The organism is Streptomyces sp. NPDC001156 (assembly GCF_053598275.1).
Genome location: NZ_JBSFJX010000046.1, coordinates 1 through 13,401 on the forward strand (window position 1 = coordinate 1; position 13,401 = coordinate 13,401).

Annotated in this window: 10 protein-coding genes and 1 pseudogene; all 11 read right to left on the reverse strand. The window is 70.1% G+C overall.

Features of this window, described 5'->3' with window-relative positions; all coding sequences use genetic code 11:
- Positions 1-89: 89 nt before the first annotated feature.
- Positions 90-677, reverse strand: a pseudogene (locus ACWDA7_RS22210) (ISAzo13 family transposase); the annotation flags it as partial.
- Between the two features lie 54 nt (positions 678-731).
- Positions 732-1,529: a GNAT family N-acetyltransferase gene (locus tag ACWDA7_RS22215; protein ID WP_450605967.1), complete on the reverse strand. Its 798-nt coding sequence runs from the start codon at positions 1,527-1,529 to the stop codon at positions 732-734.
- 306 nt (positions 1,530-1,835) lie between these two features.
- Positions 1,836-3,605, reverse strand: coding sequence for an MFS transporter (locus ACWDA7_RS22220; protein ID WP_450606004.1), 1,770 nt, complete (start codon positions 3,603-3,605; stop codon positions 1,836-1,838).
- Between the two features lie 62 nt (positions 3,606-3,667).
- Positions 3,668-4,132, reverse strand: a complete 465-nt coding sequence (locus ACWDA7_RS22225) for a MarR family winged helix-turn-helix transcriptional regulator (RefSeq protein WP_450605968.1) — start codon at positions 4,130-4,132, stop codon at positions 3,668-3,670.
- 325 nt (positions 4,133-4,457) lie between these two features.
- Positions 4,458-5,048: a LutC/YkgG family protein gene (locus ACWDA7_RS22230; protein ID WP_450605969.1), complete on the reverse strand. Its 591-nt coding sequence runs from the start codon at positions 5,046-5,048 to the stop codon at positions 4,458-4,460.
- 2 nt (positions 5,049-5,050) lie between these two features.
- Positions 5,051-6,472 carry a lactate utilization protein B gene (locus ACWDA7_RS22235; RefSeq protein ID WP_450605970.1) on the reverse strand — a complete coding sequence of 474 codons (1,422 nt, stop codon included), beginning with the start codon at positions 6,470-6,472 and terminating at the stop codon, positions 5,051-5,053.
- Entirely contained in the window at positions 6,469-7,215 is a 747-nt protein-coding gene (locus ACWDA7_RS22240) for a (Fe-S)-binding protein (protein WP_450605971.1), read from the reverse strand. The genes ACWDA7_RS22235 and ACWDA7_RS22240 overlap by 4 nt, the downstream gene beginning before the upstream one ends.
- 222 nt (positions 7,216-7,437) lie before the next feature.
- Positions 7,438-9,618: an FUSC family protein gene (locus ACWDA7_RS22245; RefSeq protein ID WP_450605972.1), complete on the reverse strand. Its 2,181-nt coding sequence runs from the start codon at positions 9,616-9,618 to the stop codon at positions 7,438-7,440.
- 99 nt (positions 9,619-9,717) lie between these two features.
- Positions 9,718-9,936, reverse strand: coding sequence for a YozE family protein (locus tag ACWDA7_RS22250; RefSeq protein WP_432935109.1), 219 nt, complete (start codon positions 9,934-9,936; stop codon positions 9,718-9,720).
- Positions 9,937-10,566: 630 nt separating this feature from the next.
- Positions 10,567-11,490, reverse strand: coding sequence for a LysR family transcriptional regulator (locus tag ACWDA7_RS22255; RefSeq protein WP_450605973.1), 924 nt, complete (start codon positions 11,488-11,490; stop codon positions 10,567-10,569).
- A 54-nt stretch (positions 11,491-11,544) separates the two neighbouring features.
- Positions 11,545-13,299 carry an FUSC family protein gene (locus ACWDA7_RS22260; protein WP_450605974.1) on the reverse strand — a complete coding sequence of 585 codons (1,755 nt, stop codon included), beginning with the start codon at positions 13,297-13,299 and terminating at the stop codon, positions 11,545-11,547.
- Positions 13,300-13,401: the final 102 nt, after the last annotated feature.

Genomic DNA, 13,401 nt, shown 5'->3' on the forward strand with positions numbered 1-13,401 from the left:
GCCTTGAGCACTGGCCAGGAACACGCTGCCGACGTCAGTCGTCGAGCCTCTGACCAGCGCATTCACTCATCTCGTGCAGCATCGTGTCGCACCTCTTTCTTCTTGGTGTCCACGCTGATGACCGGCTGGCCGGCGTCCCTGTGATCGCGGGCCTGCTCGTTGAGATAGCGGAAGGGGGCATCCCGGTCCGGGTGCTGGCTGCCCTCGATTGTCTTGGCATTGGCCTGCAGACTGAACCCCTCCTCCCGCAGCAGGTCGGCGACGGTGTCGGCACTGACGCGGTGCCCGGCCCGGGTCAGCTCCTGCGCAAGCGTGCGAGTGGACTTCACCGTCCACCGCAGCGGAGACGTCGGGTCACCCCGCACATCCGGCTCAACCAGCGCCAACAGTGCCGGCCGCAGCCCCGGATTCAGATCCGCGACCCGCTTGCGGCCCCCCCCCCCCCCCGGGCGCCGCACCCGCCCCAGAGGCCCCTCACCGGACTTGAGTTCCAACACGCCCTTGTGGACCGTCGTCTCGCTGACCGCAGCGGCCTGCGCCACGGCTCGAACACCGCCGTGCCCCAGGCCTCGGGCCTCCGCAGCCATCAGCAGCCGTCGCTGCCGCTCGTCCAGATGTGGAAGCAACCCCGCAAACTTCACGACGAGTTGGTCTCGAGTCTCATCCGGGATGCGCACACCACACCAACGAGCTTCAGGACGAGAAGCAACACCTTGATTCCCTGCAAACCCTTAGTCCGTGAAGTAGGTCCAGTGCTCCGCCACGGTGAAGCCGAGCGAGGCGTAGACCGGGAGGCCCATGTCGCTGGACCGCAGGTAGGCGGTTGAGGCTCCGGCGGCATGCCCCCGGGCGACCGCCTCCTCCGTGATGCGCCCGCCGTAACCGCATCGACGGTGGTCAGGACTGGTGGAGATGTTGAAGATCCCGACGTGCCCCTCCGTGACAACGGTCATCGCTGTGCTGACCACCTCCCCCCGTACCTCGCCGACGTAGGCGGTGACGTCCGGGGCGGCGTCCAGCACCGGGGGAGTGAACAGCGGCGCGAACAGCTCCTTCGGGACTCCGAAGCCGTCGGCGAGGGCGCGTACGTAGAGGTCCTGCTCCGCTCCCGAGATGGCGCGCACCGTCATCGCGCCCGCGTCACCGAGGACCGGAGGGGCGCTCGTCAGGTCCCTCACCATGAAGGGCTCTTGACTCTGCTTGGTGAGTCCATGCCTCAGGGCCACGTCGCGGACGCGGTCGCCGGGGTCCGAACGCACCTGCACGCTCCACGGCAGCGTCCCGGGAAAGGACCGGGCCGCGTCGGCCGCGCGGGCCGCGAGACGCTCTATCTGCGCTGCGTCCGGCGTGCGGTCGAAGGCGTACACACCGTTGAGGCTGTAGGTCGGGCTCCCGGTGACGACCATGTACGTCTCGTTCGCCCCCGCCTCCTGGCGTACGCGCGGTTCGGCGACGGCGATGCGCCGCAGAGCGGCACCCCAGGCGCGGGCGGCGGCGTCGATACGGGCATCAGGCAAGTTCGAACTCACCACCGGACTCTAACCCGCCTCCGCAGGGTGAGGAAATGTCTGGCGGGTTGACGAACTCCGCGGCGGTCAGGGGCGTGTGCCCGTGCGTGAGTGGCGTTGCGCGGAGCACTCTGAGGCCGACCGCGACGGGCGTGCCCGAGGTGCCGCCAGGATCTCTACGGCAAGTGCGGTACATGAGCCACTGCCTCAGGCGGCCTGGTCGAGCCCTCTTTCGCGCTCCGTCCGCGGCCTTGGCCTTGAAGAAGAACCCCGGCGCGGTGACGAAGCGCCGGGCCGGGGTGGGGGCGTGTGGCAGGTCGGCCGCCGTCAGGGTGTGTTGCGGGAGTGCTGCGCAGTCTCCTGGGTGCCGGTCGTGGCGGGTTGCCTGCCGCTGGGCGGGGTGTCGTGGGCGGGACGGTGGCTGCCGCGCAGGGCCGAGGCGAGGGCGGAGACGAGGGCCATGCCCGCGGCGACGCTGAAGACGATGGTCAGCCCGTGGTGGAACGGGCCGGAGACCAGTTGCGGGAAGAAGGTGTGGCCCGTCAGGGCGGCGCGCTGGGCCCCGGAGAGGTGGACGCTCGGGTCGGATGTGAGCAAGTGCTCGATGGGGTTGTTGCCGAGGAACGTGGCGAAGAGCGTGCTCACCGGTGGCAGTGACGCGGCATGCGCGGCCGCGCCGGCCGGGACTCCGTGCGCCTTGAGTCCGTTGCTCAGTGCCGCCGGCAGCGACGAGGCCAGGCCGGAGACCATCAGGGAGAAGAACACACCGATGGACAGGGCGGTACCGGAGTTCTGGAAGGTGGAGCGCATACCGGACGCGACACCCCGGTACTCCGCGGGCACGCTGCCCATGATGGAGGACGTGTTCGGCGAGGAGAACATGCCCTGACCCAGCCCGTTGAGTAGGAGCAGTGCGGCGAACGCTCCGTAGTCGAAGTTGATCGGCAGCACGAGCAGTCCGAAGAAGGACGCCGCGACGATGATCAGACCGGCCGTGGAGAACATGCGGGCGCCGAATCTGTCCGACAGATAGCCGGACAGGGGACCCGCGATCAGGAAGCCCAGCGTCAGCGGCAGCATGAAGATGCCGGCCCACAACGGGGTGTCCTCGAACGCGTAGCCGTGCAGCGGCAGCCAGATGCCCTGCAGCCAGATGATGAGCATGAACTGCAGCCCGCCGCGCGCGATCGCCGTCAGCAGGGCGGCCACATTGCCCGCCGCGAACGCGCGCAGCTTGAACAGGGCCAGGTTGAACATGGGTTCGGCGATGTGCGTCTCGACGTAGCAGAAGACCAGCAGCAGGACGGCACCGCCGATCAGGCCGCTGAGAACCCACGGGTTTCCCCAGCCGGTGGCGCTCGATCCATAGGGCTGGATCCCGTAGGTGATGCCGGCCAGCAGGATTCCGGCGCCCGCCGCGAAGGTGAGGTTGCCGAGCCAGTCGATGTGGCCACGACGGCCCGCTGCGGTCTCCCGCAGGCTCAGGTACGACCAGATGGTGCCGGCGATGCTGACCGGGACGCTCACCCAGAACACGGCGCGCCAGTCGACGGCGGCGAGCAGTCCGCCCGCGAGGAGGCCGAGGAACTGGCCCGCGAGCGCGGTTATCTGGTTGATGCCGAGGGCCATGCCGCGCTGGCGGGCCGGGAAGGCGTCGGTGAGGATGGCGGCCGAGTTGGCGGTCAGCATCGAACCGCCGAAGGCCTGCACGATCCGCCACAGGATCAGCCACAGGGCGCCCGCCCCCGCGCAGAAGGGGTCCAGGGACAGCGCGACGGAGGCGCAGGCGAAGATGAGGAAGCCGATGTTGTAGATCCGTACCCGGCCGAACATGTCGCCGAGCCGGCCGAGGACGACCACGAGTACGGCCGAGACCAGCAGGTAGCCCAGGATCATCCAGAGCAGGTAGCCGATGTTGCCCGGGGCGAGCGGGTCCAGCCCGATGCCGCGGAAGATCGCCGGCAGCGAGATGATCACGATGGAGGCGTCCATCGTCGCGATCAGCACGCCGAGCGTGGTGTTGGACAGGGCGACCCACTTGTAGTTCGGGCCGGCCGGTGCGTCCTTCCCGCCCGCGGATCGCAGGGCACTCAGCATGGACGGGCGGCCGCCTCGGGGACGGCTCCCGTGCTGGTTGCCGTCAGGGGTGCTGCGCACGGTCACAGTCGCTCCACCAGTCGGTCGAGGAGTGGCAGGGCGGACGCGAGCGTGGCGCGCTCCTCGGCGGTGCACTCGTCGAGCGCGGCCGAGAGGCGGTGCACGGACTCGGAGCGTCGCTCCGCCAGCATGGCTTGTCCTTCCTCGGTGATCGCCACGATGCTCCGTCGCCCGTCCGTCGCGTCGGGGGTACGGCGAACAAAGCCACGCTGTTCCAGGAGGGCGAGCGTGCTCGCCATCGCCTGCGGACGTACACGCTCCATCTCGGCGAGGGAGGTGGGGGAGTCGGGGCCGTCGGAGGAGAGTCGCGCGAGTACCGACACGGCGGAGAGCGAGACGTCCCCCACGGCGTGAGCCTGTCGCAGTCGCCGCGTCACGCGGCTCACAGCGAGCCGTAGGTCGGACGCGAGTCGGGCGGTGTCGCTCAGGTCGTGGCCGAGATCGCGGCCGACTTCTGTAACGTTCACAGATACTTACAATAGACTTATCAGTCTGGGCTGCTCAATCTGTTGTTAGTAAATTAGAGCCGCGAGGACTGGCGCCTGCCCGGGTGGAACTCCCAGTGACGGCCTGGTTGCGTTCGATGACGGACGGAACGCTGGCGAGGACCACGACCTTCAGATCGCGGTCCTCGTCGCGTGCCATACGGCCGTGCCGCTTCCCCCCTGGCCCGCCCGGCCGTGGCCGGCGTCGCCACCCGACCCGTGTCCATAGCCCGGCCCCGCGGTGCACGGGCGTCCCGGCATCGGAAAATCCCCGGAGGCGTGACGTCACGCGTGCAGCGTGTCCGTCTCAGTTCCCGTGGCGGGCTGCCAGAACCACCGTCATCGTGGTGACCCCCTGCGCGGGGTGCACGGTGACCCCGCCGATGTCGGCGGAGCCGGACGGTCCGGAGAGCAGTACCGCGTAGGCGGTCTGCTGGAGGCCGGGGTGTCGGTAGGCCATGTGGATGTTCTCGACGATGTCCGCCGGGTCGAGCAGCACGACCAGGTGCTCGGCCAGGACGGCGATGGTGTTGACGCCCAGTTCCTTCTCGGTGAGGAGGATCGAGCCGGTCTCGGCGACACCGAGCGGTGTCCGCACGACCGTGACGTCCACGTCGGAGGGAGCCGACCAGTCGGAGAACTCCGCGACGGTGACCGTGCCGGTCACCTCGGGAGCAATGGAGCAGATGCGGCGTGCCTGCGGGAATGTCGCGGTCGTCCACTGCTGCAGATCGACGGGCGGCTCGGTGACCGTGGAACCGTCGAGCCGTTCGAGGGCGGCGGTGAAGAGGCCGACGAGGTCGGCGGACCCGCGTCGGAAGTCGGGTACCTTCGGCCGTTCCCGCGGCGCGGGGCCGTGGCTGCGGATGGCCTGCAGGATGTCCTCGCGTGCCGCCATGGTCAGCCTCCTGTGGTCCCGTCGCTGCCGTGTTCCGGGTGGTCGGCGGGATGCGGCCCACGGTTTCGGGCGTACCACTCGTGGAAGGTCTCATCCGGTGGTTCCGGCAGGTCGCGACGCCGGCCCCAGGCGTTGAGCCGGTTGTAGAGCGCGAAGTGCGGCAGCACCTTCAGCGCATCACCGCCGACTTCCGCGGCCGCCCGGTAGGCCTCGGGGCGGCTGAGCACCGCGCCCGCCACTCTCATGGCCGCCTTCTTGGTGGTGGAGAGCTGTCCGGCGGCGTCCATCACCTCGCGCCACTGGTAGATCTGCTCGTGGATGTTGATCTGCACTGGGCAGACGTTCGAGCAACTTCCGTTGATGGTCGAGGAGAAGGGCAGCTCGCGGTAGCGGCGGACGTCGACCATGGGCATGGTGATGATGCCGATGGGGCCCATGTACGTGGCCCCGTAGCTGAGTCCGCCGCTGCGCCGGTAGACCGGACAGGTGTTCATGCACGCCCCGCAGCGGATGCACTTGAGCGACGGCCAGAACCGCTCGTCGGCCAGCCGCTGGGTACGCCCGTTGTCGACCAGCACGACATGCATCTCGCCGTCGGCGCGGGGGCCGGCGAAGTGCGAGGTGTACTGGGTGATGCGCTCTCCGGTGGCGCTGCGGGTGAGCAGCCGGATGAAGACGGCGAGTTCCTCGGTGCCGGGGACGATCTTCTCGATGCCCACCGAGCAGATCCGCAACCTCGGTACGTTCCCGGAGAGGTCGGCGTTGCCCTCGTTGGTGACCGTGACGACCGCCCCGGTCTGGGCCACCGCGAAGTTGGCACCCGTCATGCCCGCGTCGGCGCCGAGTATCAGAGGGCGGGTGTTCTCCCGCATCACGCGGGCGAGGTAGACGGGGTCGGCGTTGGCGGCGTCGGAGCCGAAGACGCGGTGGAAGAGTACGGCGACGTCCTCGGTCGTCTTCTGGAAGGCGGGGCCGACGATATGGCTGGGCGGCTGGTCGTCGACCTGCTGGATGCGTTCGCCCAGGTCCGTCTCGGTCACCTGGATGCCGCGCCGTTCCAGGAAGGCCCGGGTGTCGCACTCCTCGGTCAGCATCGACTTGGACTTCACCAGGCTGCGCACATGGTGGGCGTCCAGGATCTCGTGGACGATCTGGTTGTGCTCGTGCGCGTCCCGTGCCCAGTGGACGTGTGCGCCGTTGCGGGTGGCGCGCTCCTCGAACACCTCCAGATAGTGGGCGAGGTTCGTGAGGGTGTGTTCCTTGATGCGCGAGGCGAGTTCGCGCAGCTCCTCCCATTCGGGCACCTCTTTGGCCGCCGTGTCGCGCCGTTCGCGCAGGCCCCAGATCAGCTCGTCGAAGGCACGCTCGTGAGGCTCGTCCTCAAGGAACGCGAGGGCGTTGTGTGCCTGGTCCACCGCTTTCATTCGGCGTCTCCGTTCAGTACCTGCGCCAGGTGCAGGAAGCGGAACTCGTCGCGGTTGCGGTGTGCGCAACCCTGAAGGTGCATCAGGCAGGACATGTCGGGGGAGACGATGTAGCGGGCGCCGGAGGCGCCGATGCGTTCCAGCTTGTCGTTGCCCATGGCGACGGAGACCGCCTCCTCGGTGACGGCGAACGTCCCGCCGAAGCCGCAGCATTCGTCGGGCCGGTCGAAGTCGCTCACGGTGACGCCCTTGACCGACTCCAGCAGCTTTCTGGGCTTGGAGAACCATGGGTCGTTGGGCCGTTCGCTCATCGCCTGCTCGTCGAGTCCGCGGATCGCCGAGCAGCTGACGTGCAGCGCGACTTCATGGGGAAACTCGGCCCACGGGAAGTGCTCGACCTTCAGTACGTCGCAGAGGAACTCCGGAAGGTCCCATACGTGGGCCCGGACGTGCCGGCGCTCGGGCGTGTCGTCGGCCGCGGTGAACTTGTTGCGGATGTGGTGCACGCAACTTCCCGACGGCGCCACGACGTACTCGTATCCGGAGAAGTTCCGGACGAACAGTTCCTCGGTGGCCTTCGCTTCCCGGTAGGCGCCGCTGTTGGCCATCGGCTGCCCGCAACACGTCTGGTCGAACGGGTAGTCGACGTCAACGCCCAGCTTTTCCAGCAGTTCCAGCGTGGCCACGCCGACCTGCGGATAGAACGCGTCGACGTAGCACGGAACCATGAGAGCTACACGCACCGTTCGACCTCTCCTGGGCGTCCCGGCGCGCGACCGGTGCAGCCCCGACGGCGAGATAAGGGGTTGTGCGGCCGGTGGGGGTGTTGTGCGGCACGCAGCACCTGGAGGCAGGGGCCCGCATGGGCACCAGCCCTGCACGGGGACCGGACGCTCACGGCGCTCCCTGCAAAGCAGCGCCATTTCAGGCTAGCCACCGGGCAGCGGTCGCGCGACTTCGCTCCTCTACGGTGCGCGGCCTCGCCCTTGGGCCGCTTGATCCTCGACCAGCCGGCGCACCACGTCGGTGAGCGTGTCCGTGGCGTCGACCAGACAGTCCGTGAGGACGACGGTGTGATGACCGGCCGGCAGTGGCTGGTCGCGCAGTGCCGCCTGAAGCCTGCGCAGGGGAGGAAGGCCGCGCGGCGTGTCGAGGGTGACCAGCGACCCGGCCAGCGTCTCCAGCGTCGTACCGAGGGCGGCGCCCAGGGCGTCCAGCGGGGTGCGGCGGCCGTCGTCCTGGCGCTCTTCGCGTTGGACGGCTGCGGGGCGCTGGACGACCAAGGCATGCAAGGCGAGCTCCGCATGCGCCAGGCGCATGACCACGGCGACCAGGGTCCGGGCGACGGCCGGGGTGAGGGGCGGCTGCGGAGGCTCGGCCGTCAAGCGCACCGTGGACGCCTCGGCGTCGGTGCGGGCACGGCGGGCCGCGGTCTGCAGGACGTGGAGCTTGGCGGGGTCGAGCTGTGCGGGGTGGGCGAGCTGCTGGAGCAGACAGATGGCGTACCGGCTGTGGGAGGTCAGCAGCCGGGTGAACTTCTGCTGCGCCGAGAGACCCTCCCAGGTGGGCCACAACGTGTAGGCGATGATCGCGAACGCCGCCCCGACAGCGGTGTTGGCCAGGCGGGCGGTGGCGGTGGCGTCTGCCGGCAGCCCGAGGATGTCCAGCAGGACCACGATGAAGACGGTGAGGGAGACGCTGAAGAGCAGGTAGTTCACGTCGAACAACGCGTAGGCCGCCGCGACGGCGATGGTGGCCGCGACGATCAGCCCGCTGTCGTCTGGGCGTGCCAAGGTCACCGCGGCCGCGCCCAGACCGGCTCCGACGGCCGTGCCCACCGCTCTGTGAACGCTCCGGGACAGCGTCGAGGCGAAGTCCGGCTTGAGCACCAGAAAGATCGTCAGGACGACCCATCTGCCCTCGTAGAGACCGCCGGCCTGGACCACGAGCTCGGCGACGCCGGTCACTGCCGCCAGGCGGAGTGCGTGTCGCCCCGTCTCACCGGCCGCAGTGAGGTTGGCCCGCACCGTCAGGGCGGTCCACTCCACGCTCCTCCCGGGAGCGGGCCGTCCCTGCGACCCGGATCCGGGGTGCACGGCGGGTACGTTCTCCGTACCCGCCTGATCCAGGATGCGGTCCACGGCCCGCAGCTGACCCAGGAGCGCCTCGGCAGCCCACTGCCAGCCGCTGTCGCCGGCGGCGGCCTCTGCGGCGGATTCCCTGTCCGGCATCCGTACAGGTGGGGCACGGTCTTCCGGTCTGGCGTCCAGCGCGTCGGCGATGCCGTCAAGGGCCCGGGCGGTGCGGGCGGCGAAGCGTCGGGCGGCGGCCCCACGAGGGGCGTCGGCCGTGTGCGCGGCCAGCGCCGCGAGTGAGGCGCGAATGCGCTCGGCCTGCTCCAGCAGGTTGAGCGCATTCGCACGTACGGCCTCCGGGAGCAGCGGATTGGGGTCGGCGACGACCCCGGTGGCAGCGAAGGCGGCTGGTGGCGGTGGACCTGCGTTGCCGGCGGCCAGGCAGGCGGCGTAGGTGGACAGGCTGCGGTAGGACTCGGCGAGTGCGGCCCGCTCGACGGCGCCGGGCCGCACCGTCCAGGAGACGGCGACCAGCGCGCACTGGAACAGCCCCCCGGCCAGCACCAGACCGGCGCGCAGCGCGGACCCCGAAGCACTCTGCGGGATGCCGACCGCAACCAGGAGTGCCACAGGCCACTGGAGGACCGCCACGCTCACCCACTGCCCCAGAGAGACGGCCAGCCCGGTCACATAGCCCCACAGGGCCACCACAGGCACCAGCAACCAGGGGGCCGATTCCGCAACGAAGCCGCCCACGAACGTGGACACCGCCATCCCCGCGCTGGCCGCCGCCACAGCGAGGACACGCGTGCGGGCCATCCCCTGGAACGAGGCGAACCCCGCGGGCAGGGCGCCCAGCGACGCGAAGGCCCCATAGTCCAGGCGCCCGGTCAGCGCGCCCGCGACGAGCGGCACCGCCACACCCACCGCGACCCGAAGAGCCCTGCCGTACGCGAGTTCGTGCCAGTGGAAAGGGCCGAGCCGCCACATCCCCTGCCACTGGTCCCTTCCCAGGCGGGTGGGGAAGAGACGAGCCGTCGGCCGCGTGCCGCGGCGCGCGATGCCGAGCATGTCCGCTCACCACTCCAGGGCGGTGGTGTGCCACTGCCGAGTCGGACGATGGTCGGCTTGGTGCGCTGCGCTCACAGAACTGCCCTGCCTTCGGCGTCCTCACTGAGGCAGGGACTGGAACTCTGCCCAGGCCTTACGCAAAGTGTCGATCAGCTCCGGAGGCGCTCCGCCGTCCTCCAGATAGTCCCGGTACGTCTCGAGACTCCCCGCCGTGGGCCATCGAGGGTCACTCGCGATGGAGCGAGCGAGATCCCCCAAACGGTTCAGCTCCCCGACGTGGCCCATGAGCCACCGCGTGAAGTCGGCTGTGCCCTTCATCGCGTGTCCTCTCGCAGAAGGAACGCCCGCGAGTAGTCGCCGCGCCGCACACGGTCAGTGACACAAGAGGTCGGGCGCCCGGCATCATCGGCCTCGGCTTCGTCCGGCCGCGCCGTGTCCGGTGCTCGCCCTGCCGGTTCAGGTCTCTCCAGCCTCCCACGCGTGCACAGCAAGTCAAACCGGTCATTCGAACGTCAACCGGGCGCACCTGCCACCGGGCGCTCGCCGAAGTGCGGTCGCTTTCCATGAGTGAGATACCTGAGGCACGCATGCGGTGTGGGTTCCCGCCGGTCTTTCGGCCCTGTGCCTGGTCCTGCTCATCCACGACGAGCATGCGGATGGGCGTCATACGACATCTCACAGCGAGGCCGGCTGAACCGGACTCCCGCGGCTGACTCCTGCGGGGGACCATTCCGCGGCGGGTCCCCGGTGGGCAATGGAGCCGTCAGGTTCGTCGGCCCACAGTGCCGCACAGGCGGCGCGGCCGCCCGGCCAGTTCCTCGGCCGACACACGCACGTGCCGCTGCCAACTCTCCGTCTCCACCACGATCTCGAGCATGCCCAGACCTTGGCACATCCCTCTGACAACGGATCCCACGGGGCCCGCGACGCCCATGCTGCTCGAGTCCGTCATGAGTCGGCCGCGGTCGATGTGCGACTGCCGGCCGTCGCCTCCAGGGCGTGGTCCATGAAGCGCCGGGGCGCCGGTGGAAGGGTCCGGGAGGCCAGCCAGGCGATGCCGATGTCGCGGGTGGCAGGCACGTCGGTCACCTTGAGATAGCGGATGGGCAGGTCTGGGTTGGCCTCCGGCGCGGTGGTGCCGGACGAGGCGGGAATCAGGGAGACGCCGAGGCCGGCCGCGACCAGGCCGCGCAGGGTCTCGACCTCCTCGCCCTCGAAGCCGACCAGCGGGGAGAAGCCGGCCTGGCGGCACAGGGTTTCGGTGACGCTGCGCAACCCGTAGCCGGGCTTGAGCACGATGAACGGTTCCTCGGCGACCTCCGCGAGGCGGATCCGGTGGCGTTGGGCCATGCGGTGTCGGGCGGGGACGGCGAGCCAGAGGGGTTCGACCAGCAGGCGGCGCCAGGTGATCAGGGGGTGAGCAGGGTCCTTGCCGGTGATGATCAGGTCCGCGGTGGAGTCGAGGAGGTGCTGGGTCAGGCTGATCTCGTCGTTCTGGTGGAGCTCGAACTGGATCTGGGGAGAGGACTCGCGGAAACCGGTGACCAGCCTCGGGACCAGCCAGGTGCCGAGGGTGTGCAGAAAGGCGAGGGACACGATCCCCGCATCGGGATCGACGACCTCGGCGACGGCCCTAAGGCCGCGGTCGTAGCTGTCCAGCACGGCATCGGCGTACTCCTTGAACACCCGTCCCGCGGGGGTGAGTTGGAGGACGCGGCCGACGCGCTGGAAGAGCTCCGCGCCGACCTCCTCCTCCAGCCGGTTCAGGGCCCGCGACAGGGCGGGCTGGGTGATGCGTGCTTCCGCCGCGGCTTCGGTCACCGTCGTGCCTTCGGCCACGGCCTGGAAGGAACGAAGTACCTGGAGTTCCATCCCCCTATTCTCGCATCACATTGATTGAGGAGTATTCAGGCGGTGAGGGCATGACTAGGGACCGGCGTCGAGAGAGCGGGCGGTCACGGCGTCGCACAGCTGTTCCGCCGTCGTGATGGTCTCCTCCCAGTCCGGCTGAGTCCGGCCGTGCCGAACCGGTTCGCGGCGGGCATGGGCGGCGGCCCTGCGTGCGTCGGCCAACTGCCGGTAGGCGGTGCGGCGCAGGGCCTGGCGCTCGGCAGAGGTGACGCCGGGGGAGAGGTCGCGGTAGCGCGAGGCGGCGGCCAGAGCGGCCTCGGTCTGGATGTCCGCGCGGCTCGTGGCGGAGTCGCGCCAGACGGCGAAATGGATGACGAGGACGATGGCCGCGGCGAGTGCCGTGTCCAGGATGCGCGGCCCGTACAGCGACCGGTGGTCACCGAGCAGGTCGACGAGGACGAAGACGACGGCGGTCAGCCCCGTTGTGGCGAGCGCGTAGTGGTGGCGTACGCCGACGGCCATGAGAGCGCCGAAGAACGCCACCTCGCCGATCAATGCGTACGTGCTGTGTGCCGGCAGCGACACCGCGCCGATGGCGGCCACGCCGACGACCGTGCCGACACAGCGGTGCAGCGCCCGGCGGAACACGGGGCCGAAGTCCGGCTTGTAGACGAAGACGACGGTCATGGGCAGCCAGTAGCTGCGCGGACCGTGCAGCAGTTCGGCACACACCTGCGCGGCGAGCACGCAGCCCGCGAGCAGGACGGCGTACCGCAGGTGTACCGACCGGCCCGGGCGTGGAGAGGCCGCGACATGCAGGGCCGCGTCGTCGATCCGTTCGCCGTCGGCCGTCGCGTACACGTGCGCGAGGGCACGCAGGCCCGGCGAGTCCGCCTCGAGGTCCGGCAGCCCGGGTACGGTCCCGTCTTTGCGGTCCGGCAGTCCGGGCACGGTCCCGTCCTGGCGGCCCGGCAGCAGGCGTACGGCCATCAGCATGGGCACGCTCGTCACCACGGCCGGGAGTCGGCGCCCCTCCCACAGGAGTGTGGTCACCGCCTCGGCCAGCCGCACGGCGAGGTGGAACGCAGTGACCAGACCGTCGACCCGTGCGTCCGACGCCGGACGTTGACGGGGCGTCCGATAGCGGCCCATGACGTGCTGGGCGTTGTCGAGGGCGTCCGTGAGCCGCCGCCGGGCATCAGCGGCACCGGAGGTACCGGCCGCCCCCAGCGCATCGGACGCCGCACGGTACACGGCGAACAAGGCGGCCCGCTCGACGTGGTGGCGCCGCCACAGCCACGGGGTCGCGGACAGGACGAGAACGAGGCCGACGCCGGCGAGGAGCGCGAGGGGTGCCTGCCACCAGGGTCCCGGCACCGGGATGCCGCTGCCGATCGTGGCGCCGAGCAGGAGATGCATGCCGGCCACCGACGCCACCCGTCCGCGCAGGCTGAACGCGCCGGCGACCAGCGCGGTCACGCCCAGGCAGGCCGCCACGGCTGTCGACTGCCCGCTGCGCAGGGCGACTTCACCGGCGGTCATGCCGACTGTCGCGGCCAGGCCCAGCGCGACGAACCGCAGGACGCGCGACCGGTAGGGGTCGGAACCGTCCTGGCCCACGCCCCACAGGGCACCGATCGCCGCGATCACAGAAGGGATCACCCATCCCGTGAACACGCCGACGAGCAGCGGCAGGGCGAGTGCGACGGCTCCTCGCACCGCCGCAGCGACGGGCAACGAGGCGAGCAGCGGGCGGACGGCGCGACGCAGCCGGGTCGGCGCAAGCCTTCCCGGTTCGTGGTCGGGGCGTGTGCGTACTGCCGGTGTCACGCGGCTGTCTGCCTTTCACGGTGCGCTGGCGGGTGGTGCCCGGGTACCCAGCTTGTCGTCCGGGTGACCAAGACGCCTGCGCCGGGGCCCGAGTGAGACCGG

Bases quoted from the DNA above. Each gene is read 5' to 3' on its own strand.
- ACWDA7_RS22220 (WP_450606004.1), bottom strand. From the start codon at position 3,605: ATGCTGAGTGCCCTGCGATCCGCGGGCGGGAAGGACGCACCGGCCGGC.
- ACWDA7_RS22230 (WP_450605969.1), bottom strand. From the start codon at position 5,048: ATGGCGGCACGCGAGGACATCCTGCAGGCCATCCGCAGCCACGGCCCC.
- ACWDA7_RS22235 (WP_450605970.1), bottom strand. From the start codon at position 6,472: ATGAAAGCGGTGGACCAGGCACACAACGCCCTCGCGTTCCTTGAGGAC.
- ACWDA7_RS22245 (WP_450605972.1), bottom strand. From the start codon at position 9,618: ATGCTCGGCATCGCGCGCCGCGGCACGCGGCCGACGGCTCGTCTCTTC.
- ACWDA7_RS22250 (WP_432935109.1), bottom strand. From the start codon at position 9,936: ATGAAGGGCACAGCCGACTTCACGCGGTGGCTCATGGGCCACGTCGGG.
- ACWDA7_RS22255 (WP_450605973.1), bottom strand. From the start codon at position 11,490: ATGGAACTCCAGGTACTTCGTTCCTTCCAGGCCGTGGCCGAAGGCACG.